The 22181-nt window shown below is 68.2% G+C and carries 20 protein-coding genes; 10 read left to right on the top strand and 10 right to left on the bottom strand.

Features of this window, described 5'->3' with window-relative positions; genetic code table 11:
• Nucleotides 1-17: 17 nt before the first annotated feature.
• The 3 genes from AC1KAT_RS00105 to AC1KAT_RS00115 form a co-directional block, all read right to left on the bottom strand.
• On the bottom strand, nt 18-1037 hold the full coding sequence (locus AC1KAT_RS00105; RefSeq protein WP_480321523.1) for an SDR family oxidoreductase: 1020 nt from the start codon (nt 1035-1037) through the stop codon (nt 18-20).
• A gap of 114 nt (nt 1038-1151) precedes the next feature.
• Nucleotides 1152-1874 carry a hypothetical protein gene (locus tag AC1KAT_RS00110; protein ID WP_480321525.1) on the bottom strand — a complete coding sequence of 241 codons (723 nt, stop codon included), beginning with the start codon at nt 1872-1874 and terminating at the stop codon, nt 1152-1154.
• Between the two features lie 116 nt (nt 1875-1990).
• A complete protein-coding gene (locus tag AC1KAT_RS00115) occupies nt 1991-2392 on the bottom strand; it encodes a hypothetical protein (protein ID WP_480321527.1) in 402 nt (133 codons plus the stop codon).
• Nucleotides 2393-2646: 254 nt separating this feature from the next.
• On the opposite strand from AC1KAT_RS00115, the gene AC1KAT_RS00120 reads away from it, so the two are divergent.
• Entirely contained in the window at nt 2647-3351 is a 705-nt protein-coding gene (locus tag AC1KAT_RS00120; RefSeq protein ID WP_480321529.1) for a hypothetical protein, read from the top strand.
• Between the two features lie 60 nt (nt 3352-3411).
• On the opposite strand, the gene AC1KAT_RS00125 is transcribed toward AC1KAT_RS00120, so the two are convergent.
• From AC1KAT_RS00125 to AC1KAT_RS00140, 4 genes are all read right to left on the bottom strand, one after another.
• Nucleotides 3412-3624 carry a hypothetical protein gene (locus AC1KAT_RS00125; protein WP_480321531.1) on the bottom strand — a complete coding sequence of 71 codons (213 nt, stop codon included), beginning with the start codon at nt 3622-3624 and terminating at the stop codon, nt 3412-3414.
• 61 nt (nt 3625-3685) lie between these two features.
• A complete protein-coding gene (locus AC1KAT_RS00130) occupies nt 3686-4498 on the bottom strand; it encodes an esterase/lipase family protein (protein WP_480321533.1) in 813 nt (270 codons plus the stop codon).
• A 225-nt stretch (nt 4499-4723) separates the two neighbouring features.
• Nucleotides 4724-6256, bottom strand: a complete 1533-nt coding sequence (locus AC1KAT_RS00135; RefSeq protein WP_480321535.1) for a non-reducing end alpha-L-arabinofuranosidase family hydrolase — start codon at nt 6254-6256, stop codon at nt 4724-4726.
• 24 nt (nt 6257-6280) lie between these two features.
• Nucleotides 6281-7597 carry an endo-1,4-beta-xylanase gene (locus AC1KAT_RS00140; RefSeq protein ID WP_480321537.1) on the bottom strand — a complete coding sequence of 439 codons (1317 nt, stop codon included), beginning with the start codon at nt 7595-7597 and terminating at the stop codon, nt 6281-6283.
• Between the two features lie 325 nt (nt 7598-7922).
• On the opposite strand from AC1KAT_RS00140, the gene AC1KAT_RS00145 reads away from it, so the two are divergent.
• From AC1KAT_RS00145 to AC1KAT_RS00160, 4 genes are all read left to right on the top strand, one after another.
• Nucleotides 7923-10988: a response regulator gene (locus tag AC1KAT_RS00145; protein WP_480321539.1), complete on the top strand. Its 3066-nt coding sequence runs from the start codon at nt 7923-7925 to the stop codon at nt 10986-10988.
• A gap of 99 nt (nt 10989-11087) precedes the next feature.
• The gene (nadC, locus tag AC1KAT_RS00150) at nt 11088-11954 is read left to right on the top strand and encodes a carboxylating nicotinate-nucleotide diphosphorylase (protein ID WP_480324276.1); all 867 of its coding nucleotides are present in this window, start codon (nt 11088-11090) and stop codon (nt 11952-11954) included.
• Between the two features lie 57 nt (nt 11955-12011).
• On the top strand, nt 12012-12731 hold the full coding sequence (locus tag AC1KAT_RS00155) for an aspartyl/asparaginyl beta-hydroxylase domain-containing protein (RefSeq protein WP_480321541.1): 720 nt from the start codon (nt 12012-12014) through the stop codon (nt 12729-12731).
• A gap of 97 nt (nt 12732-12828) precedes the next feature.
• Complete coding sequence (locus AC1KAT_RS00160; protein ID WP_480321543.1) at nt 12829-13113, top strand: late competence development ComFB family protein; 285 nt, start codon at nt 12829-12831, stop codon at nt 13111-13113.
• A gap of 37 nt (nt 13114-13150) precedes the next feature.
• Here the strand turns inward: AC1KAT_RS00160 and AC1KAT_RS00165 are convergent, their stop codons facing one another.
• Complete coding sequence (locus AC1KAT_RS00165) at nt 13151-13966, bottom strand: crotonase/enoyl-CoA hydratase family protein (RefSeq protein ID WP_480321545.1); 816 nt, start codon at nt 13964-13966, stop codon at nt 13151-13153.
• 209 nt (nt 13967-14175) lie between these two features.
• Here AC1KAT_RS00165 and AC1KAT_RS00170 point away from each other — a divergent pair, with 209 nt between their 5' ends.
• From AC1KAT_RS00170 to AC1KAT_RS00185, 4 genes are all read left to right on the top strand, one after another.
• On the top strand, nt 14176-15132 hold the full coding sequence (locus tag AC1KAT_RS00170) for a hypothetical protein (RefSeq protein WP_480321547.1): 957 nt from the start codon (nt 14176-14178) through the stop codon (nt 15130-15132).
• Between the two features lie 98 nt (nt 15133-15230).
• Nucleotides 15231-16043, top strand: a complete 813-nt coding sequence (locus tag AC1KAT_RS00175; protein ID WP_480321549.1) for an enoyl-CoA hydratase — start codon at nt 15231-15233, stop codon at nt 16041-16043.
• Nucleotides 16044-16094: 51 nt separating this feature from the next.
• Nucleotides 16095-17783, top strand: coding sequence for a class I adenylate-forming enzyme family protein (locus AC1KAT_RS00180; protein ID WP_480321551.1), 1689 nt, complete (start codon nt 16095-16097; stop codon nt 17781-17783).
• A gap of 137 nt (nt 17784-17920) precedes the next feature.
• Nucleotides 17921-18895, top strand: coding sequence for an NAD(P)H-dependent flavin oxidoreductase (locus tag AC1KAT_RS00185; protein ID WP_480321554.1), 975 nt, complete (start codon nt 17921-17923; stop codon nt 18893-18895).
• A 166-nt stretch (nt 18896-19061) separates the two neighbouring features.
• Here AC1KAT_RS00185 and AC1KAT_RS00190 read toward each other — a convergent pair whose 3' ends face one another.
• Both AC1KAT_RS00190 and AC1KAT_RS00195 read right to left on the bottom strand, forming a co-directional pair.
• A complete protein-coding gene (locus tag AC1KAT_RS00190) occupies nt 19062-19976 on the bottom strand; it encodes a transglutaminase family protein (protein ID WP_480321556.1) in 915 nt (304 codons plus the stop codon).
• Between the two features lie 46 nt (nt 19977-20022).
• Entirely contained in the window at nt 20023-20547 is a 525-nt protein-coding gene (locus AC1KAT_RS00195) for a response regulator (RefSeq protein WP_480321558.1), read from the bottom strand.
• A gap of 209 nt (nt 20548-20756) precedes the next feature.
• Between AC1KAT_RS00195 and fumC the strand changes: the two genes are divergently transcribed.
• On the top strand, nt 20757-22163 hold the full coding sequence (fumC, locus tag AC1KAT_RS00200; protein ID WP_480321560.1) for a class II fumarate hydratase: 1407 nt from the start codon (nt 20757-20759) through the stop codon (nt 22161-22163).
• Nucleotides 22164-22181: the final 18 nt, after the last annotated feature.

The raw sequence follows: 22181 nt of genomic DNA on the forward strand, positions 1-22181 counted from the left end.
GTCGATGTCCCTTTCAATCAGATCGCACCCACGCTGCCGGTGACCGGCAGCACGATGCCTGTGATGTAGCCCGCGCAGCTCGGCGCGGCGAGAAACACATACGCCGGCGACAGCTCTTCGGGCTGGGCGGCGCGCTTCATGTGGGTCTTCTTGCCGAACTCGGCAACCTTCTCGGCCGGCGCGTCGGCCGGGTTGAGGGGCGTCCACACCGGCCCGGGCGCGACCGCGTTGACGCGGATGCCCTTGTCGATGAGGTTGTGCGCAAGCGACTTGGTGAAGGCGTGGATCGCACCCTTGGTGGTCGAGTAGTCGAGCAGTTGCGGGCTGCCCTGCAGGCCCACCACCGAGCCGGTGTTGATGATCGAGCCGCCCGGCTTCAGGTGCGGCAGGGCCGCGCGCGCCATGTGGAAATAGCCGTAGACGTTGGTGCGAAAGGTCTCGTCAAAGCGCTCGTCCGAGACGTCTTCGAGCGAGGCCACGTGCTCCTGGAAGGCGGCGTTGTTGACGAGGATGTCGAGCCGGCCGAAGGCATTCACCGTCTGCTCGACCGCCTGCTTGCAGAAGGCGCTGTCCTTCACATCGCCGGGGATGAGCTCGCAGCGCCGGCCCTCGGCCTCGACGCAGCGCTGGGTGGCTTGTGCGTCTTCGTGCTCGCTGAGGTAGACGATGGCCACGTCGGCGCCTTCGCGCGCATAGAGCACCGCGACCGCCCGGCCGATGCCCGAGTCGCCACCGGTGATCAGCGCGCTCATGCCGTCCAACTTGCCGCTGCCCCGGTAGTCGGGCGCCATGAAGCGGGGTTCGAGGTCGAGCACGTGCTCGAAGCCCGGCTTTTCAATGTGCTGGGCGGGCAACTCGCTCGGCTGCGGGCGCGCCCCGGCCTGCACCGCGGTGCGGGATTCGCCGGCCGCAGGCGCGGGCCGTTGCGCGTCGCGGGCGTCCTGCTCGCGCTGAAGGCTGCGGTGCTTCTCGGCGGTGCGCTCGCCGGTCGCCGAATCGGCCGCGCGGCGTGGGTTCTTGCTTTCGGGTTTGGTCATGGCCACCTCGCCAAATGGGTTGCTCACACGCGGTTCGACTGGTGGTCGAAACCGGCAAGCCGCGTTCCCATGGCGCGGTTGAGATGCTCGCCGGCGCTCGGGCCGGCGGCGCCATCAGGGCTCGGTGTGACGCGCGCTGGCGGCGAGCCCGCGCTGCCACAGCGCGATGACCTGTTCGAAGGGCGTGGCGCCCTCGGCAAAAGCGGACGGGTCGCGCACCAGGCGCAGCCACACCCGGGTGTCGTGGTGGCCGTTGCCGTGCGGGTCGTCGCGCACCTGGGTGAACCAGGCGTGCACGCGCGCGTAGTGCGCCGGGTGGCGGTTCAGCGCCCAGGCAAGGCCCACGAGGTCGGCGAAGCCTTCTTCATGCCGGGTGTCGCGCATGCTGCGCTGCGCGTCGTCCAGCTCGCGGTCGCCGCTGGCAGCGAACGCCGCTTCGCTGACGCCCGAGGGCAACCGGTGCCAGGCGCCTTGCACGTAGCGCCAGCAGTGGCCGATTTCGTGTGCGGTCACCGCCTCGATCACCGGCTGAACCAACTCGGGCGGCACGCCACTCAAGGTGGTCTCGGCCTGGGGGTTGCCGCGCATCGAGAAGACCAGCTTGCAGCGCCCCTCGACGTAAGCCATGGCCAGGGGCGCGCGGCCGGGCTGGTCGGTGGGCTGCACGACCACATCGAGCGGCAATTTCTGCAGGCGTGCGTAGTGGATGACCGGCGAGCCGGCCTGCAGCCACTGGTTTTCAAGCGGCGTGAGCCCCCCATCGGCAAGAGCCGAACACGCGGCGGTGACGAGCGCCACGCCGACGCACGCCGAAGACCCAGGCAATGCTTTCCACATGCCCCCGATTGGATCGGGGATGCCGCCGCTTCATCGCACGAAGAGCGCGAACAAATCCGCGTACACCGCCAGATCACGCAGCGCGCGGCGGCGCCACAGGGCCGCCGGCCGGGCGCTCACACCAGGTCTTCGACCGCCAGCAGGTGGTAGCGCACGGCCATCGGCAGGCCGATCTGCTCGGCCACTTCGCGCACGCGGGTCGCGCGGGTGTCGTCGGGTGCATAGACCAGCACCCACTGGTAGCCCTGGCGCGCGAGGTCGAGGTAACGCCGCATCAGCGTGATCTCGTAGCCGAAGCCAGCGAACTCGCTGCTGCGCTCGATCATGTGGGCCATCTCGGACCCGCCCTCGTTGGGGCTGAATCGCAGCACGTCGGCCTCGCGGAAGCCTGCTTCGTGCAACGCCCGCACGGTCTGCTCGGCCTGCTGGTCGTCGGCCACCGCCAGCATCACGTGGTCCACCGGCTTGAAGGCACCCAGCGAGGTGGGCAGATCGGCCTTGGTCATTCGCTTGCTCATAGCAATCCTCCATGCGTCGATGCCCGGGAGCGTCACACGCACCCGATCGTCGGTGAAGCAGCCAATGGCCGGATCGACGGTCGGACATCTCCGACGCCCCTCGAGGCAAAGTCAAGGCAGGCTGCAAATCGTGACGGATGCCTCGATCCATCGAACTGGCAGGCCATTGGAAGCGTTTTTCCGGGCATTGGGCGCAACCCTGTGCTCGCAGAATGGATTCGACCGGGCCCCTCATGCCTGGATGCGAGACCGCCGTGAACTCTGACTCGACCGACCGTTTCCGCCGTGCCGTGCCGGCCGCGCAACTGCCGACCAAGGGCTTCATGGGGCGCGGGCGCTACGCCCGCGATCTGCTCACCGACCTGATCGCCCGGGTGAATGGCGGCAACCTCGCGCACCTGAAGGTGCCTTCACCGCTCGTGTACCGCTGGGCGGTGCTGTGCAGCCGGTGGTCGCCCGACCTGCAGATGTTCGTGGCGCAGGCGCTGGAGCGCACCCACAACCTCGACCACTTCCTGACGCAGCCCGCGGCGTCCGACCACCACAACCACGCCCACGGCCTGCTCGAAGCGAGCATCACCGCCGCCGAGTTGGCGCTCGACGCCGACCACGACGCGCACGCGTTCGAGCCGCTGCCGCGGCGTGTGGACGAGTTGCAGCAGGTCTGCTCCGCCGTGGCCTTTCTGTTCGACATGGGCAAGGTGTATTCGCCGCGCAGCGGCAAAGACCGCCCGCGCGGCACCCGCCCGCAACTGCTGCCCTACGCCGACCTCACGCGTTGCTGGCGCACGAGCTGGGACGCCCTGGCGCATCGCAACCCGCTGCTGGCCGAGTGGATCTACCAGATCGCGCGCGAAACGGCCGACCCGAGCGCCGCCGTGCGCGCGGCGCGCAGCGTGACGCACCACGCCGTCAAAGCCGCGTGGAGCCTACCCTCTTCTCAGCGCCGGCTGCGCTGACCAGGCACCTGAAAGCACGAGCCGCGGTTCACCCTGGGGCTCGCCCCTCGGATCGCCCCTTCAAGAGGCCCCGTCGCGGGGCGTTCTGAGGTTGCGCTTTCCCACAGCCTGCACGGCCTTCGAGATGCGCTCCCAGGGCACGCCGCAGGTGCGCGTCCAGTAGTCGCCCGCACGGGGGGCCGGTTGCGAGGCGGGCTGGTCGCCGCTGGACTCGCGTGCCGCGGACGGGCCGGCCGATTCGACATCGACTGCATGTTCGTTCGGTGAAGTCATGGTCTGCTCGCTCCTGTGCAAGAAATGAATTGGGACTGCCGGGCGTGGCCGCAGGCAGCCATCAAGCCGCCCAGCGGGCGGTGCCGAACCAGCCGTCCTGGGGCTGCTTCGGGCTGAACGGTCGCCAGCCCCGCTCGGGCTGGGCCAATCGATCGGCCACGACGGCCATCACCATGGGGTTCCAGACCAGGCCCATGTGGCTGCCTTCGACTTCGACGTTTTCGGCGTGCGCGCAATCTCCGCGCTCCTGGCAGGCCCGCCAGGCCACGACGCCGTCGCTTCGGCTGTAGATCGACGTGGTGGGCACCGGCGGCGTTTCGCGCAGCCGCGAGGCCAGCGCCTCATCGACCACCGGCTCGCCGCCATTGAGCCAGCGAAACAGCCACGCGGCGTTCGTGTCGTCGCCCTGGCTTGCAAAGGGCGTGCCGATCGTGATGACCTGCCGCACACCTTCGGGCATCAGACGCGCCAGTTCACGGGCGTAGATGCCGCCGAGGCTCCAACCTACCAGGCTGACCGGGCGGCGGTGGTGGCGGGTGCGTTGGTGCACGTGCTCGGCCAGTTCGGCCAGCCAGGCATCGACGTCGCCCGTGGGGCCGGTGTTGAGGCCCCGGCCCCAGTCGGTGGCGCGGTAGCCAAGGCGGCGGCACAGGCCCTTGAGCGGGCGGATGCTGGCCTTGTCGGTGGCCAGGCCCGGGAAGATCACCACCGGGTGGCCGTCGCCGCGGGGCAGCGCGTCGCTGTCCATCAGCTTCATGCTGGCGTATTCCATCGCCGCACGCATCGGCTCGACGCCGAGCAGCGACCACGCCGGCGCGCCCGCGCGTTCGCTCACCAGGGGCAGCGCGGAAAGCTCAGTGGGTTTGGGGAGCATTGCGGCCTCCGTTGTTGCGGCGCAGCAATACTGGCAGGTCGGCGACGCAAACACCAGCATCGCCTGTCTCGTCGTGTTGTCGGAATTTGCCGACGTACGGCGAACGCCCGCGCCTCAGTCGTGAGGTGCGGGCGTGCATCGACCGCTGCGGTGCGCGCAGCGGTCGCTATCCGGCCCCCAACCTTGGGCCGCACGGGCGCAGACGGCCCGTGCGGCAGGGACCGCTCAGCAGGGCGAGTTGGTCTGCGTCAGCAGGCCCAGCCGATACGGCAGCCGGTCGTAGCTGCCGCTGGCTCCGGGCGTCAACCCCTGGTACAGCAGGCGCATGTTGCAGGCGCTGATCTCGAGGTTCTGGTCGTAGCCGGTGCGCAGGATCTCGCCGTGGCTGATGCCCTGGCTCCACTTGCCGGTCGGGAAGGTGACGTTGGCGTCGCCCGCGAAGGGGTTGCTCTCGGTGCCGGCGTTGACCGTCCACGGGCCGCTGAGGCTGCTCGACGTGAACGAGCGGAAGTAGCGCCCGCTGCTGCCGATGGCCTCGACGATCATCAGGTACTGACCCGTCTCGCGCACCTTGTAGACCTGCGGCGCCTCGAAGAGGTTGTTGCGGTTCGAGTCCTGAAGCATCACCACCGTGCTGCCGAAACCGTTCGGGAAGTTCGCCAGCGTGGTCTGCGAGCGGTAGATCTTGCCGTTGTCTCCGGCCGAGTACAGGTGGCAGTTCACCGTGTCGCACGCGACCGCGAAGTCGAGCCAGTTGGCGCCCGCGCGGATGTCCGCCTGGATGTTGCTCGGCACGCTGCTGTAGAACGTCTTCACCGCGCTCCAGCCGCCGGGGTTGCTGATGTCGGGGTTGGTCGAGTAGGCCGCGTTGCCGTTCTGGAACACGAGGTACCAGAGCTGCGAAGGCGTGTGGAAGAAGACGAACGGCGCCGCCCGGTAACCCGCGCCGATCCGGGTCGAGTCGAGGAAGTACGGGTTGGCCGAGCCGGCGTTCGACCAGTCGGTGAACGAGCGGTATTCGAGACCCCAGCCGTTGCCCTTGGCCTGCGTCGAGAAGACATGCCAGCGGCCGTTGTGGAACACCACCGTCGGGTCTTTGATGGCCACCTCGGGATACTGCGTCGAGGGCTTGGCGACCATCAGCGGGGCGCTCGATGTCCAGCGGAAGCTGGTGGGCAGCCGCACCGTGCCGGTGGGCGGCGGCGTGGAGGTGGTGGTCACCGGCACCAGCCGCCAGGTCTGGTTGCTGCCCGCCCAATCGGTGTATTGCTGGATGTCGCCGCCGTCGGCCGTGGACGCTCCCACCACGTCGAGCGCCTTGCCCGAGTTGGCATTGACGACGCGCACCGCGCTGTTGTCGTTGCCGACCAGGCGAAACTGCTGACTGCTCGTGTTCTGGTCGGTGTACTGGTTGATGGCCGCGCCGTTGGCGGTCGACGCGTTGGCCACGCCCGCCACCTTGCCCGAATGGCGGTTCTTCAGCCGGTAGTAGCCGTTGCCCGAGGCCACGAACTGGAACTGCTGGTTGTTGCCGTCGGCGCGGGTCCATTGGCGGAATTCCCCGCCATCGGTGGTGACCCAGTTGTACAGGTCGAGCGCCTTGCCGCTGTTGGCGTTGACGAGGACGTACCAGGCGTTGGTGTCGATGGTGATGGCCGCGTGCGCCGAGCGCACGCCAACCGTCGTGAGGGCGCCGAGGGCGAGGGCCAGGGTCGCCAGCGCCGAGATCGCGCGGCGCAGCCAGAGGGTGGTGTTCATGTGGGTTCCTTCACCTCTGGGCGGTCACAGGTCGCCGAAGCCGATGGCGCCGTTGCAGTGCAGCCATTCGCTCAGACCGCTGCCGCCGCCGCAGGCGCTGTTCTGCCAGACGCCGGTGTTGTAGGCCTGGGCTTCGGCCTGGCGCACCGAGCCGTTGACGCTCAAGTAGTCGATCTGCACGTCGCGGCCGGTGGCGTCGTTCGTGAACGACACGGTGGCCCCGCCCGCAGCGGTGGTGCTGATCGTGTAGTTGGTCATCGTGGTGCTCAGCGTCCACGTGCGCACGGTGGTGTTGCCGATGCGCAGCGTGACGCTCTCTTGGCCGGTGGTGCCGCGGGCGCGCACGACGATGTTCTTGCTGGTGCCGGTGCCGCCGCCGAGCTGCGTGTTGCGCACGTAGGTCTTCAGCCAGGTCATCGCCGGGCGCTCGCTGCCGTCGCGCCGCACCAGGTGGGTGTTGTTGACCCAGGTCTGGCCCTCGATGTAGCCCCACAGGGTGACGTGGGCCACGCCAGGGTGCGTCCACAGGCCCGGGAACAGGCGCTGGTAGCGCGCGAGCTGGGTCGAGTCGTCGCCGGTCATGTCGAGCTCGGACACGTAGATCGGCACACCCGTCTGCGCCAGCGCGTCGAGGTTCGACTTCATCGTGGCAGCCGACAGGTTGTCCATGCTGAAGTGGTGGGCCTGGATGCCCACGCCGTCGATCAGCCCGCGGGCCTTGAGGATGTTGACGATGCCCTTGTAGCGGTTGAGCTTGTTGATGTCGTTGATGATTCCGTACTCGTTGAGCAGCAGCTTCGAGCTGGGACAGTGCTGGCGCGCCTTCTGGAACGACCAGACGATCCAGTCCCAGCCGGTCGAGCCCGATCCGCCCAGCGCGTTGCGGAAGCTCGCGGGCTGGCTCAGCGGTTCGTTGACCACATCGATGTACTGCGTCTGCGGGTAACGCTGGCAGTACAGGCGAATGAACTCCTCGACCTCGTAGGCTTGTTGCGAGCTGCTGAGCGAGCCGATCCACCCCGGCTCTTGCGCGCCCCACACGAAGGTGTGCTGCTTGAACGGGAAGCCGTTGGCCCGCGCGTAGTTGTAGGCCGTGTCGAGCTGGCTCCAGTTCATCTGGTTGCGCGTGGACTCGACCGAGCCCCATTTGCCCGAGTTCTCAGGCGTGACCTGGTTCCAATAGGCGCTGAAGTTCGAGGGCACGCTGCCCGCGATGATGTTGCCCAGGAACTTCGGCTTGCCCGCGGCGAGCTGCGCCTGTGCCGTGCCAAAGGCTCCTGCCAAGGCCAGGCAGGCGGCGAGGGTTCGAATCGAGGTGCAGGTCAAGCTGCGGATGTCCATGTTTGTCTCCAGGTTTATGTCGCACGGCTGCCCGGCGGCGCTGAAGGCAACGACGAGCACGGCGTGCGGGCGAAGTCTGCCGACGGAACGAGCCCCCTTCGAAGAGGGAATGCACGCACCCTTCCCGCACAAGCGCCGGGCCTGTTCCCGTGCTATCCGCCGTCCTGGGCCGGGGGCCACTACCATTCGCGGCCCGTCGCGTCGAGCCATCGCCGCATGTCCCCGGTCCACGAGCCGCCGCACCGTTCGGTGAGCTGCAGTGGCCTGTTGCGCCTCATCACTGCCCATGCAGAACGTCATTCCCCGCGAACCGCGCGAGCTTTCCATGCTGTTTGCCAGCCTGTCGCTGCTGGCGCTGATCTTTCTGATCGACATCCAGACGCCGCTGGGCTACGCCGAGTGGGCGCTGTACCTGGTGCCGGTGGCGCTGGGCCTGTTTCAGACTCGGCCTTGGGTGCCGGTGGCGGTGGCCGCGATCGCGACGGTGCTGACCGTCTTCGGGCACCTGCTGTCACCCCCAGGCATCACACCGGCCATCGCCGCGCTCAACCGCTCGACCGGCGCGGTTTCGGTCTGGGTGCTGGCGGCGGTGATTCGCCAGGTGCTGGCCACGCGCGGGCACCTGCACGGCGTGCTGTGGCTGCAGCGCGGTGAATCGGCCGTGGCGCAGCGGCTGCTGGGCGAGCAATCGCTGGTCGAGATCGCCGGCAACGCGGCGCACGCCTTGTGTGAGTTCGTCGGCGCACAAGTGGCCGTGATCTATCGGCTCGAACGCGACGAGCTGGTGCGCGATGGCGGCTACGCCTTCGACCCCGAGGCGTCGCCGGCGCGCATTGCCTTGCGCCACGGCGTGGCGGGCCAGGTGGCGCGCGATGGCAAGGCGCAGGTGCTGAGCGGCGTGGACGCAGCGCACCTTCCCGTGCGCTCTGCGCTTGGCGGCAGCGCGTCCCGGCACGTGGTGGTGGCGCCGCTGCGCATCGACGGCACCGTGGCCGGCGTCGTCGAACTGGGCTTTCTGGGCACCGAGGCCGATTTCGAGCAACTGTTGGCCTTGCTCGAGCTCGTCAACGAAAGCATCGGCGTGGCGCTGCGCGCGGCGCTGTACCGCGAGCGGCTGCAGCAGTTGCTCGAAGAGACGCAGCAGCAAAGCGAGGTGCTTCAGCAGCAGCAAGAAGAGCTGCGCGTGTCGAACGAAGAACTCGAAGAACAAAGCCGTGTGCTGCGTGAATCGCAGGCCCGACTCGAAACGCAGCAGGTCGAGCTGGAACAGACCAACGTGCGCCTCGAAGAGCAGACGCAGACGCTGGAGCGGCAAAAGCTCGACCTGCTCGCCGCCCAGCAGGCACTCAAGGACAACGCCGACCGGCTCGAGACCGCGAGCCGCTACAAGTCGGAATTTCTCGCCAACATGTCGCACGAGCTGCGCACGCCGCTGAACAGCTCGTTGATCCTGTCGAAGCTGCTGGCCGACAACCGCGAGGGCAACCTGAACGGCGAGCAGGTCAAGTACGCGATGGCGATCCAGGCCTCGAACAACGACCTGCTGACACTCATCAACGACATCCTCGACCTGTCGAAGATCGAGGCTGGCCATGTGGATTTGCACATCGAGCCGGTGGCGCTGCACGAGGTGGTCGAGCGCCTGCGCGCGACCTTCGAGCCGCTGGCGAAACACAAGGCCCTCGCCTTCGACATCGTCGTCGATGAGGCCGTGCCCGCGCACCTGGGCACCGACGCGCAGCGCCTGCAGCAGGTGCTGAAGAACTTGCTGGCCAATGCGGTGAAGTTCACCGAGCGCGGCAGCGTGCAGTTGCGCATCCGCCCCGGCGCACGCGGCCGGGTGCTGTTCGAGGTGATCGACAGTGGCGTGGGCATTCCGCAGCACCAGCAAGAGGTCATCTTCGAGGCGTTTCGCCAGGCCGATGGCAGCACCAGCCGGCGCTTCGGCGGCACAGGCCTGGGGCTGTCGATCTCGCGCGAGCTGACACACCGCCTGGGCGGTGAAATTCGCGTGGACAGCGAGCCCGGCCGCGGCAGCACCTTCACCGTCGAGCTGCCCACCGAGCTGGACCCGGCCCAGTTGCCGCAGGCGCCGGTCGCGCCGCCGGCGAGCGTGCACGCCACACCCGCACGGGCCATGCCGGCAGCGGCACCGGCCCCCGTTGCAGGCGAACCGGCCGCAGCCCCACCGCCCGCCCGCCCCTCGGGCCGCTACCCGGGGCGCTTGATCCTCGCCGTCGAAGACGACACCCGTTTCGCCAAGGTGCTGTGCGACCTGGCTGACGAGCTGGGCTTCGACTGCGCGATCGCAAGCTCGGGCGCCGAAGCGCTGCAGCTCGCGCGAGAACTGCGGCCGAACGGCATCCTCCTCGACGTGGGGCTGCCCGACCAGTCGGGCCTCACGGTGCTCGAACGCCTCAAGCGCGATCCCGAGACGCGGCACATCCCCGTGCACATGATGTCGGCGCACGAACGCACGCAGACGGCACTCGAACTCGGCGCGGTGGGCTATGTGCTCAAGCCGGCCGCGCGCGAAGAGCTGGTCGCCGCCATCGAGCGCCTGCAAGACAGGCTGCAGCGCGAAATGCGCCGCGTGCTGGTGGTCGAAGACGACGAAGCCCTGCGCCAGAACCTCGTGCTGCTGCTCAAGGGCGAGCATGTCGCGATCGATGCCGTGGGCGGTGTGGCCGAGGCGCTGGAGTGCCTGGCCACCCACACCTTCGACTGCATGGTGATGGACCTGTCGCTCTCGGACGGCTCGGGCTACGAGCTGCTGGAGAAGATGTCGGCCAATGAGCAGTACGCCTTCCCACCGGTGGTGGTGTACACCGGCCGTGCGCTGACGCGCGACGAAGAGCACCGGCTGCGGCGCTATTCGAAGTCGATCATCGTCAAGGGTGCACGCTCGCCCGAACGCCTGCTCGACGAGGTGACGCTCTTCTTGCACAGCGTCGAATCGAGCCTGCCGCCCGAGCAGCAGCGCCTGCTGTTGCAAGGCCGCCAGCGCGACGCGGTGCTCGACGGGCGCCGCATCCTGCTGGTCGAAGACGACGTGCGCAACATCTTCGCGCTCAGCAGCGTGTTCGAGCCGTTGGGCGCCAAGCTCGAGATCGCGCGCAACGGCCGCGAAGCGCTCGAACGGCTCGACCAGACTGCCAACATCGACCTCGTGCTGATGGACATCATGATGCCGGAGATGGACGGCATCACCGCGATGCAGCGCATCCGCGAGAAGCCCCACTGGAGCGCGCTGCCCATCATCGCCCTCACCGCCAAGGCGATGTCCGACGACCGCTCGCGCTGCCTCGAAGCCGGCGCGAACGACTACGTCGCGAAGCCCATCGACATCGACAAGCTGGTCTCGCTGTGCCGGGTGTGGATGCCCAAGTGAGGCCCGGGCGACATACCAGGTGAAGCCGCGCTGAACCGCCCCAGCCGGTGGCGCGACAATCGCGGGCCCGATCGACCCGCCTTGCTGCCCACCGACGCCATGTACGAGTACAACGAAACCCTCGCCCAAGCCCGCGAACGCAACATCCGCGACGCGCTGATGGAAGACATCGGCCGCGCCGACTGGACGGCCCTGCTGGTGCCCGGCGAACAGCGCGTCAAAGCCCGCGTGCTGGTGCGCGAAGAGGCCGTGCTGTGCGGGCGCGAGTGGTTCGACGGCTGCATCCGCGCGCTCGACGCCAGCGCCCGCATCGACTGGCATGTGGACGAAGGCGCGAAGATGGCCCCCGACACCCTGGTGTGCCACATCGAAGCCAACGCCCGCGCCCTGCTCTCGGCCGAGCGCCCGGCGCTCAACTACCTGCAGTTGCTGTCGGCCACCGCCACCCTCACACGCCGGCACGTCGATGCGATCGGTGGCGCATCACCCAATCCGAACGGCTGCGCCGTGCTCGACACGCGCAAGACCATCCCCGGCCTGCGCCAGGCGCAGAAGTACGCCGTGCGCGTGGGCGGCGGCAAGAACCAGCGCATGGCGCTGTGGGACGGCATCCTCATCAAAGAGAACCACATCGCCGCCGCGGGGGGCGTGGCCCAAGCGCTGCGCAACGCCCAAGCCTTGAATGCGGGCGTGGACATCCAGATCGAGGTCGAAACCATCGAGCAACTGAAAGAAGCCCTCGGGGCCGGCGCCAAGAGCGTGCTGCTCGACAACTTCACACCCCCGCTGATGCGCGAGGCCGTCGCCGTGACGCAGGGCCGTGCGCTGCTGGAGGTCTCGGGCAACGTGAAGCTCGACCAGATTCAAACCATCGCGGCCACTGGCGTGGACCGCATCTCGATCGGCCGGCTCACCAAGGACGTGAAGGCCGTGGACTACTCGATGCGGGTGCTCGAGCGGCTCTGAACTGACGCCCACCGGCCCCGACACCTGCTTCTGATTTCGCACCACGCAACGCCCGCCATGACCACCAGCTACGACGCCCTGATGCAACGCGTGTTGCAGATCCCGCACCTCGACCTGCAGATGGGCTTCGACATCGAACGACTCCGTGCCGAGGCCGGGCTGATCACCGACTTCGAGCCCTACCAGACCAAGTACGCCGATGGCGAGGTGCGCCGCCGCTACGCCGAAGCCTGGGGCGGGCGCGCCCTGCTGGGCTACGGGACGGACAGCCGTGAGGGCATGCACGAGCACACCCGCGAGTACGAGCAGATGATCCGCGCAGAGAAGCGGCAGATCGTGCCCACCGAACTGGGCGAGCAGTGCCCGTACATCCTCGACACGGTCAAGGCCCTGCGCGGCAGCAACCACCGCGCCCGCGTGATGCGCATCAAGGGTGGCAAGTCGCTGATCTGGCACTCGCACGTGCGGCAGCACCACCAGCCCAAGCACGTGTTGACGGTGCACGTGCCGATCGTGATGCCGCCAGGCTTCACCTACAACGTGGTGCACCCCGACCTGCTGAACGGCTATGAGCCCAAGGCGAGCGACCAGCACATCCTGCATTACCCAGTCGGTCGGGCGACGTGCTTCAACAGCTACCACTTTCACAACGTGTTCAACCCGAGCACGCAAGACCGCATCAGCATCATGCTGTACCTGAGCCTCGAAAACGCCGATGTCTTCAAGATGGTCAGCCACGCCGTCGAGATGTACGATGGGGCCCTGATCGAGGACTGAACGTGAACGCGGCGTGGTGGGGTGCGAAATTCGCACGCCCCGCCGCAGCGGCAGAAGCCTAAAGTGGCAGGGCACGCGTCAGTGCGGGAGCCCACCCATGAGTGCCGAGTTCGAAACCATCCACAACCACCACGAGCGGGCGGTCTTCGAAGCCGTGCTCGCCGCGCGGGCCGACTACCCGAGCGTGCCCACCGACCTGCTGGCCGACGTGGCCTGCGTGGCCTTGAACCGGCTGCCGCCGAGGTACATCCGCCACGAGGTCGATTACGCCTTCTACCTGACCGAACAAGAGCGCGAGGTGAACACCGTTCAGCTCGCGCAGGCGGTCAAGTACGCGTTCGAGTTCGTGCAGGCGCGAAACGTGGTGCGGGCGCGCAAGTAACCTCCCGGCCCTCGCGCTCCACCCGCCCGGGGCCCGCTCAGCGGCCCTTGAACACCGCCGCGCGCTTCTCGACGAACGAGCGCACGCCTTCGGCCCAGTCTTCGCTGGCGTAGATCTTCTTTTGAATGGCGGCGAAATCGGCCACCGCCGCGGCCGGGCCTTCTTCGACGGCCTTGATCGCGTTCAGGCGCGTGGCCGTCACGGCCAGCGGGGCCTGCTCGGCGATGCGCTGCGCGATGGCCAGGGCCTCGTCGAGCACCTGGGCGTTGGGCACGAGCTTTTGCACGAAGTTGAGGCGATAGGCCGTGGGTGCGTCGAACTCGTCGCCGGTCAGCAGCAGCAGCATCGCGTTGCCCAGGCCCGCGCGCTCGGACATGCGCAGCGTGGCACCGCCACCGGGCATCAGGCCGCGTTGCACCTCTTTCTGGCTGAAGCGGCAGTCTTCACCCGCGACCACGATGTCGGCGCCGAGCATCAGCTCGATGCCGACCGTGAAGCAGATGCCCTTGACCGCGGCGACCACGGGCTTGCTGCGGCGGCGGTAGCCGGGCTTGCCGAAGTCGTGCGGCTCGACCAGGCCCTCGGGGATCATCTTCAGGCCCTTTTCCAGGTGCGCCTGCACCGAGGGCATGTCGAGGCCGGCGGTGAAGTGGTCGCCGAAGGCATGCAGCACGCCCACGCGCAGTTCGGGGTCGTCTTCGAGGCGGGTGTAGGCCTCGGCGAGTTGCAAAAACATCTGCGGCGTCCAGCCGTTGCGCTTGGCGGGTCGGTTGAGGCCGATCAGCAGCACGTGGCCGACGACTTGCGTCTCGATGCAACCTTCGGGCGGGGGCGTGGTGACGTTGATTTGCATGGTCTTGTGCGTCGTGTGGATGTGAAGAAGCCGGGTGGCGAATGTGCCGGCCGAACCACTGCGGATCATCTCTCAGCGCGCCACGAAATGCTGCCCCCAACGCGACTGCGTCACCCGGGACTCGGGGCTATGCTGCCGCTCCACTGTCGCCCGTGCCTTGCCTCTCGCCGGGCGCTGTGTTCGCCCGTTCTTCGACCGAAAGGCCCTTGATGACCGTTGCGTTTCCCGACTTTCCCGTCCCGGCGCTCTGTGGCCCGCTGCGCCAGCCGCGCCAGATGCTGGCCGAGCAGACCTACGACGGCCACCTGTCGATCCACGACGACAAGACCGCCGGAGAGCTGGGCCTGAAGGCCGGCCCCATCGAAGGCCCCACGCACTTCAGCCAGTTCGACCCGCTGCTGTTCAAGCTCTTCGGGAAAGACTGGTTCGAGACCGGCTGCATCAGCGCGCACTACCAGAACATGGTGGTCGAAGGCGAAGAGGTGCGGGCCTTCGTGCAGCCGCCTGCCAACGGCCAACGCGTGGTGCGAATCTGGGCTGAAAAGCGCGACGGCACGCCGGTATTGACCGGTACCGCGTCGGTGGGCGACGTGCCCGACTCGGCGCATGAGATTCCGCAACGCATCGCCAAGCTGCGCCCGACCACCGGCCTCGTGATCAACCGCGACCTCAAGGTCGGCCAGCGCGGCGCCGCGCCCGAGACCATTTCGATGGGCCACGAGCAGCACATGGGCGACTATTACCCGTTCACGCTGGGTTCGAAGCTGAAGGTGATCACCGAGCCCTCGCCCTGGTACACGCCCGAAGGCGGTGCCTCGTCGCCCTGGGGCCGCGCGATCATCCCGATCGAGATGATCAGCGTGCTGCTCGGCAGCACCGTCAACCGCGCGGCGCTCAAAGGCCGCGGACCGGCCGTGGGCCTGTTCGCGGGGCAGCAGATCCGCTTGGTGAAGGGCCCGCTCTTCGTCGGCCAGAGCTACGACCTTGAACGCGAAATCGTCGCGCTGAGCGAAAGCGCCCGCACCGAGTCGGTCTGGGTGCGCACGCGGGTTTATGAAGCGGGCACGAAGACGCTGGCGGCCGAAATGATCCTGAACGGCGCGACGCTGAAGAACTCGTACGCCCACTACGAAAAAGAAGCACGCGAGCTGGGCTTGCTCGCCTGAGCTGCGCCACCGGTGGCGGCGACGCCGGCCCAAACCGGGTGCGGTCACCTTCCCCATCGACGCAGCCCCACGAATCCAATTTCTCAAGAGACTCACCCATGACCCCCCTCGACACCGGCACCCCTGACCTGCTCGCCTCGCTTGAAGACGGCGTGCTCACGCTCACGATGAACCGCCCCGAGGCACGCAATGCGCTGTCGCGGCCCATGCTGCAGGCCATGCAGAAGCAACTGGTCGAAGCCGAGTTCGACCCGGCCGTGCGCTGCATCGTGCTCACCGGCACCGGCAAGGCCTTCTGCGCCGGCGGCGACGTGAAGGCGATGGCCGGCGGCGCAGCCAGCAACCGCACCATCGACGAAGCCATCCACCAGCAGCGCCACAGCCAGCGCGAAACGGCGGGCCGCCTCTTCAAGATGCCCAAGCCCACCGTGGCCGTCATTCCCGGCCCGGCGGCGGGTGCGGGCCTGTCGCTCGCCATGGCCTGCGACCTGCGGCTGATGGCCAGCAGCGCCATCCTGACCACGGCCTTCGCCAAGGTCGGCTTCGCGGGCGACTACGGCGGCACCTACTTCATGACGCAACTCATCGGCGCCGCCAAGGCCCGCGAGCTGTACATGCTGAGCGACCGCGTCAGCGCCGACGAAGCCCTGCGCCTGGGCCTGACCAACTGGGTGGCCGAGCCCGAGCAACTGGCCGAGCGCACGTGCGAAATCACCCAGCGCCTGGCCAAGGGCGCGGCCGTGGCCTACCGCTACATGAAAGAAAACCTCAACCGCGCGATGGCCGGCGGGGTGGACGAGTGCCTCGACCTCGAAGCCACGCACCACATCCATTGCGCGCAGACCGAAGACCACCGCAACGCCGCGCGCGCCTTCGTCGAGAAGCGCGAGCCGGTGTTCACCGGCCGCTGAAGCGCCCCGCCCCAGCCGCCGACCGTCCCGTTCACCCACGCCGAGGCGCCGATGCAAGCCATGACCCGACCCGAGGCGGTTGCCCTCCTCACCGCCCCCGGCCAGCCCTTCGAGCTGGAAGACGTGGTGGTGCAAGGCCGCCGCCTGCGCGCCTTCAAGAACGCGCCGGCCTCGCTGCGTGGGCTGTTCGAATCGACGCTGAGCGACCTGCCCTTCCTCGCCTACAGCGAGGACGACACGCGCTACACCTACCGGCAGGCGTGGCAGGCGGCCTCGCGTATCGGCCATGTGCTGGTGCACGACTGCGGCGTGCGCCCCGGCGACCGCGTGGCCATCGCCATGCGCAACTACCCCGAGTGGATGCTGTCGTTCTGCGCGGCCACCTCGGTCGGCGCCGTCGCCGTCGCGATGAACGCGCACTGGCAAGCCGACGAGATGGCCCACGGCCTGGCCGACTGCGGCGCGAAAGTGCTGATCGCCGACGCCGAACGGCTCGACCGCCTGACGCAGCGCCCGCCGATCGAAGGCCTGCAGGTGCTGGCGGTGCGCGCAGACAAGCTGCCCGAGGGCGCACGGTCGCTGCGTGCATTGACCGACGCCATCGGCGACGTGCCCATGCCGCCGGTCGGCATCGCCCCCGACGATCTGGCCATCATGCTGTACACCTCGGGCTCCAGCGGCCGGCCCAAGGGCGTGCCTTCGACGCACCGCATGGTGCTGTCGGCCCTGCTCTCGTGGGAACTCGACATCACCATCCGCAACACCGTCGATGGCACCACACCGCCGGTGCCGGCCGAGCAACCCGGCACCTTGCTCGCCGTGCCGCTCTTTCACGTGACCGGGCTGCACAACTCGTACCTCGCGAGCTACCGTGGGCAGCGCCGCCTGGTGAGCATGTACCGCTGGGACGCCGAGCGCGCCGCCGAGCTGATCGACCGGCAACGCCTCACCTCGGTGGCGGGCCCGGCCGCGGTGACGGGCGACCTGGTGCGCGTGGCGCAGTCGGGCAAGTACAGCCTCGCCACACTGCTCATCGTGGGCGGCGGCGGGGCCCCGCGCGCGCCCGAGCAGGTGCGCCAAATCGACGCCAGCTTCCCGCAGGCCGCGCCCAACATTGGGTGGGGCATGACCGAGACCAACGCCATCGGCACCGGCATTGCCGGTCCCGACTACCTGGCCCACCCCACCAGCTCAGGCCGCTGCTCGCAGGTGCTCGAACTGAAGGTCACCGACGAGCGCGGCCGAACCCTGCCCCCGGGCGAACAAGGCGAGTTGTGGGTCCGCGGCACCGCGGTGTTCACCGGCTACTGGAACCAGCCCGAAGCCAACGCCCAGGTCTTCGACGGCGACTGGTTTCGCACGGGCGACGGGGCCATCATCGACGCCGAGGGCTACGTGTACATCGTCGACCGCCTCAAGGACATCATCATTCGCGGCGGCGAGAACATCGGCTGCGGCCAGGTCGAAGCCGCCCTGCTGCTGCACCCCGACGTGCACGAGGCCGCGGTCTACGCCGTGCCCGACGAGCGCCTGGGCGAAGAGGTCGGCGCCACCGTGCACGGCAGCCCCACGCTCGACCTCGACGAGCTGCGCCGCTTTCTCGAGGGCCACCTCGCACGCTTCGAGATGCCACGCTACCTGGTGAAGGCCGACGCGCCCCTGCCGCGCACGCCATCGGGCAAGATATTCAAGCGGCAGATTCGCGCCGCGGCCGTGGCGGCGATGAAGCCACCGGCCTGACCCCAGCCAACCGAAGCCAACCCGCCCTCGCGCCTTGTGGACCGAGGACCGGATGAGGGTGTGCGATGGCCTGCCATACCCGCCCTTCATCACCTTGCAACCGCTCTCATTCCAACAGTCGAAACAGGACCCACCCCATGAAGACCCGCATCACCGAACTCTTCGGCATCGAGCACCCCATCATCCAAGGCGGCATGCACTTCGTCGGCTTCGCCGAGCTGGCCGCCGCCGTGTCGAACGCCGGGGGCCTGGGCATCATCACCGGCCTCACGCAGCGCACGCCCGAGTTGCTGGCCCAAGAGATCGCCCGCTGCCGCGAGATGACCGACAAGCCCTTCGGCGTGAACCTGACTTTCCTGCCCTCGGTGACGCCGCCCGACTACCCCGGCTATGTGAAAGCCATCATCGACGGCGGCGTGAAGGCGGTCGAGACCGCCGGCAACAACCCGCAGAAGTGGATGCCCGCGCTGAAAGAAGCCGGCATCAAGGTCATCCACAAATGCACCTCGGTGCGCCACGCACTGAAGGCCGAAGCCATCGGCTGCGACGCGGTCAGCGTAGACGGCTTCGAGTGCGGCGGCCACCCCGGTGAAGACGATGTGCCCAACTTCATCTTGCTGCCGCGCGCGGCCGAAGAGCTGAAGATCCCGTTCGTGGCCTCGGGCGGCATGGCCGACGGCCGCTCGCTCGTCGCCGCGCTCGCGCTGGGCGCCGACGGCATGAACATGGGCACGCGCTTCATCGCCACCCAAGAAGCGCCCGTTCACCAGAACGTGAAAGACGCCATCGTCGCCGCCAGCGAACTCGACACCCGCCTCGTGATGCGCCCGCTGCGCAACACCGAACGCGTGCTGACCAACGCGGCCGTCGAGCGCCTGCTCGAAAAAGAGAAGGCCTTGGGCGCGAACATCAAGTTCGAAGACATCCTCCCCGAGGTCGCCGGCGTCTACCCGAAGATCATGAAAGAAGGCGCCATGGACGCCGGCGCCTGGTCGTGCGGCATGGTCGCGGGCTTGATCCACGACGTGCCGACGGTGAAGGAACTGATCGACCGGATCATGGCCGAAGCGCACGGGATCATTCAGCAGCGGCTCGCGCGTCTGGTGGGCTGATCGAGTCCGCGCAACTTGGGGGCAAGGGGCAAAGCCCCATCCGCATTCAGGTGCGCGGCCGGGCGCACACCCGGCGCCGACTCCCGTGAGGCGAAGAACGAACCCACGTGTGCCCCCTGAGGAGCGGGTGAGCGCCACAAGGTGAACGGATTGGGGCGCGCGAGCCTCAGGTCTTCCTCACCTGCACATCCACCTCCATCCCCAAAAAATCCCCGGGCCGCCCCGTCCAAGTGCCGGTGACCGGTGACGCGAGGCTCGCATGCCGAGCCACGCCGACACGGATGAGGTCGGTGCCACCGACGAGGTTGTTGGTGGGGTCGAAGGGAATCCACCCGGCCCCCGGGAGGTACACCTGCAGCCAGGCATGGGTGGCCCCTGCGCCCGGCGCGTTGTCGTCATCGAGCCACGGGGTGTGCACATAGCCCGAGACGAAACGCGCGGCGTAGCCCAGGCAGCGTGCCGCTTCGATCATCAGCGTCGCGTAGTCGCGGCACGAGCCGCATTGGCGGTCGAGCGTTTCGTAGGGCGTCTGCACGCCCTCTTGGTTGCGCACCTCGTAGCGCATCGTGTCGCGAATGAAGGCGTTCATCTTCACCAGCAGGTCGCGGCTGCCGGTCTCGCCGGGTGCCGACATGAACTGCTGCGCCCATTCGGCCAGTCGCCCTTGCGGGTCGTCGTAGAACGGCATGAGGTAGTGCTGCAGCGCGATGCGGTCTTCGGGGGAATAGTCGAACGGGTACTTCTCGGCCGCGGCATCGAGCGGCAGGTCGAGCGCCCGCGTGCCGGTGTGCTCGACGGTGAAGCTGGCAACGAACTTGAGTTCGCTCGCTTCGGGCTGCGGGCGCACGATGGCGACCGAGTTCGAGTACACGTCCTGGATGAGCCGGATGTCCTGCGCAGGCGGGGTGACTTGCAGGTCGCTGGCGAGCACCCGCAGGTCGTGGCTGCCCCGCGGTCGAAACAGCAAGGTGTGTTCGCCCAGTTGGACGGGCGTGGCGTAGCGGTAATGCGTGGTGTGGGTGATATCGAAGATGACGGGCATGGCGGTCGCGTTGCGCGGCAGCAGGTCTGCGCGGTTCAAGTCATGTCGGAGGCGTTGGCTCAGGCAGCGTCTCGGGCCTGGCGTGTCAGGCGATCTGAGCGATCGACATCGAGGCGCCTCGCGCCAAAGACCGCCGCAACGAGCTCGCCCCCGGGAAGTGGCCGAAGTCGGTGTCGGTCTCGCGCAAGGAACCACCGGGCTCGCAGGTCGTCGCCCCGGGCGGACCGCTCAGCAGCCGGTCGAGGGCACGCAGCGTGTCAGGCACATGCAGCGGCTTGGGCCACAGCTCGACGAAGCCTGAGCCCGCGATGTCGGTCGAGACGTCGGCCGTCACCGCCACGGCCGGCACGTGCGCCAACGCGGGCAGCGCACGCAGCCGCGACAGCAAGTCGGTGCCGTGGCAATCGGGCAGGCGCAGGTCCAGCAGCAGCAGGCGATAGCTGCCATCGGCCGCCACGCGCAGGCCCTCCTCGCCGTTCATGGCGATGCGCAATTCGACGCCGGGCCGCATCGCGACAAGGGCTTGCATGACGAGGATGTTGATTTCCTGGTCTTCGACGTACAACACGCGCATGGGGTGCGGGTCGAGTGGGGCGGCCGAGGCAGTCATGGTGTGTGCGTGCAAAGCTCCGATCTCGAATTCGGGCAATCGGCATGCCCAGGCCCGCGATCGAACGCCCCTTCAGGCACGGGGCTCGCCAGGACTTTTTGCGCCTTTCGGCCGCCTCAAGGCTCATCTGGTCGGCAAGTTTTACAAATGAACCCGGCACCACTTGCAAAAAAACAGCGCCCGACACCACAGCTCGAAAGGACGGCACCGTGACCCTCGCACCCGTTACACCCGCCGCAGGCAGCCGCGAAGAGCGCGATTCGATGGGCGCCGTGCAGGTCGCCGACGACCGGCTCTGGGGCGCGCAGACACAGCGCTCGCTGGCGCACTTTCGCATCTCGACCGAGCGCATGCCGGCCGAGCTGATCCGCGCGCTGGCCAGCGTGAAGCGTGCGTGCGCCGAGGTCAACGTGGCGCTCGGGCTGCTGCCGGCCGACGTGGGCCAGGCCATTGCGCAGTGCGCTGCTGAAATTGCGGCAGGCGAATGGGCCGAGCACTTTCCGCTGTCGGTGTGGCAGACCGGCTCGGGCACGCAGACGAACATGAACATGAACGAAGTGCTGGCCAACCTGGCGTCTGAACGCCTGGGCGGCGCACGCGGCATGGCGCGGCGCGTGCACCCGAACGACCACGTGAACCTCGGGCAGTCGTCGAACGACATCTTTCCGACCGCGATGCACGTGGCCGCGGCCGTGGCGGTGAGCACGCGGCTGCTGCCCGCGCTGGCCGCGTTGCGCGAGTCGCTGGCGGCCAAGTCGGCCGAGTACGCGCAGCTCGTGAAGATCGGCCGCACCCACTTGCAAGACGCCACGCCGCTAACCCTGGGGCAAGAGCTGTCGGGCTACGTCGCGCAGCTGTCGCAGGCCGAGCACGCCATCGAGGCTGCACGCCAGCCGGTGTTCGAGCTGGCCGTGGGCGGCACGGCGGTGGGCACCGGGCTCAACACCCACCCCGAGTTCGGCGCGCGCGCGGCGGCGGCGCTGGCGCAGCAACTCGGTCTGCCCTTCACGAGCGCGGCCAACAAGTTCGCGGCACTCGCCGCGCACGACGTGCTGGTCACGCTGCATGGGGCGATCAAGTCGGCCGCGGTCGGGCTGATGAAGATCGGCAACGACATCCGCTGGCTGGCCTCGGGGCCGCGCAGCGGCCTGGGCGAGCTGACGCTGCCGGCCAACGAGCCGGGCAGTTCGATCATGCCGGGCAAGGTCAACCCGACACAGAGCGAAGCGCTCACCATGGCGTGCTGCCAGGTCATCGGCAACGACGTGGCGGTGACCATGGGCGCAGCGCAGGGGCACTTCGAGCTGAACGTGTTCAAGCCGCTGATCGCGCACAACCTGCTGCAGAGCATCCGCCTGCTGGCCGATGCCGCCATGAGCTTCGACGAGCACTGTGTGCGCGGCATGACGGCCAATGCCGCGCGCATCGGCGAGCTGGTCGAGCGCTCGCTGATGCTGGTGACCGCGCTGGCGCCGCACATCGGCTACGACAAGGCGGCCAAGATCGCGCTGAAGGCCCATGCCGAGGGCAGCTCGCTGCGCGAAGCGGCGCTCGCGCTCGGCCACGTGAGCGGCGACGACTTCGACCGCTGGGTGCGGCCGGGCGACATGGTCTAGCGCGATTGAGCCGGGCCG

This window comes from Piscinibacter sp. PDB5-1 (assembly GCF_056676035.1).

Excerpts from the sequence above, each read along its gene's own strand:
- AC1KAT_RS00110 (WP_480321525.1), bottom strand. The coding sequence starts at position 1,874 with ATGTGGAAAGCATTGCCTGGGTCTTCGGCGTGCGTCGGCGTGGCGCTC.
- AC1KAT_RS00105 (WP_480321523.1), bottom strand. The coding sequence starts at position 1,037 with ATGACCAAACCCGAAAGCAAGAACCCACGCCGCGCGGCCGATTCGGCG.
- AC1KAT_RS00140 (WP_480321537.1), bottom strand. The coding sequence starts at position 7,597 with ATGGACATCCGCAGCTTGACCTGCACCTCGATTCGAACCCTCGCCGCC.
- AC1KAT_RS00145 (WP_480321539.1), top strand. The coding sequence starts at position 7,923 with ATGCTGTTTGCCAGCCTGTCGCTGCTGGCGCTGATCTTTCTGATCGAC.
- AC1KAT_RS00170 (WP_480321547.1), top strand. The coding sequence starts at position 14,176 with ATGACCGTTGCGTTTCCCGACTTTCCCGTCCCGGCGCTCTGTGGCCCG.
- AC1KAT_RS00180 (WP_480321551.1), top strand. The coding sequence starts at position 16,095 with ATGCAAGCCATGACCCGACCCGAGGCGGTTGCCCTCCTCACCGCCCCC.
- AC1KAT_RS00175 (WP_480321549.1), top strand. The coding sequence starts at position 15,231 with ATGACCCCCCTCGACACCGGCACCCCTGACCTGCTCGCCTCGCTTGAA.
- nadC (WP_480324276.1), top strand. The coding sequence starts at position 11,088 with ATGTACGAGTACAACGAAACCCTCGCCCAAGCCCGCGAACGCAACATC.
- AC1KAT_RS00185 (WP_480321554.1), top strand. The coding sequence starts at position 17,921 with ATGAAGACCCGCATCACCGAACTCTTCGGCATCGAGCACCCCATCATC.
- AC1KAT_RS00165 (WP_480321545.1), bottom strand. The coding sequence starts at position 13,966 with ATGCAAATCAACGTCACCACGCCCCCGCCCGAAGGTTGCATCGAGACG.
- AC1KAT_RS00135 (WP_480321535.1), bottom strand. The coding sequence starts at position 6,256 with ATGAACACCACCCTCTGGCTGCGCCGCGCGATCTCGGCGCTGGCGACC.
- AC1KAT_RS00125 (WP_480321531.1), bottom strand. The coding sequence starts at position 3,624 with ATGACTTCACCGAACGAACATGCAGTCGATGTCGAATCGGCCGGCCCG.
- AC1KAT_RS00115 (WP_480321527.1), bottom strand. The coding sequence starts at position 2,392 with ATGAGCAAGCGAATGACCAAGGCCGATCTGCCCACCTCGCTGGGTGCC.
- AC1KAT_RS00160 (WP_480321543.1), top strand. The coding sequence starts at position 12,829 with ATGAGTGCCGAGTTCGAAACCATCCACAACCACCACGAGCGGGCGGTC.
- AC1KAT_RS00155 (WP_480321541.1), top strand. The coding sequence starts at position 12,012 with ATGACCACCAGCTACGACGCCCTGATGCAACGCGTGTTGCAGATCCCG.
- AC1KAT_RS00130 (WP_480321533.1), bottom strand. The coding sequence starts at position 4,498 with ATGCTCCCCAAACCCACTGAGCTTTCCGCGCTGCCCCTGGTGAGCGAA.
- AC1KAT_RS00195 (WP_480321558.1), bottom strand. The coding sequence starts at position 20,547 with ATGACTGCCTCGGCCGCCCCACTCGACCCGCACCCCATGCGCGTGTTG.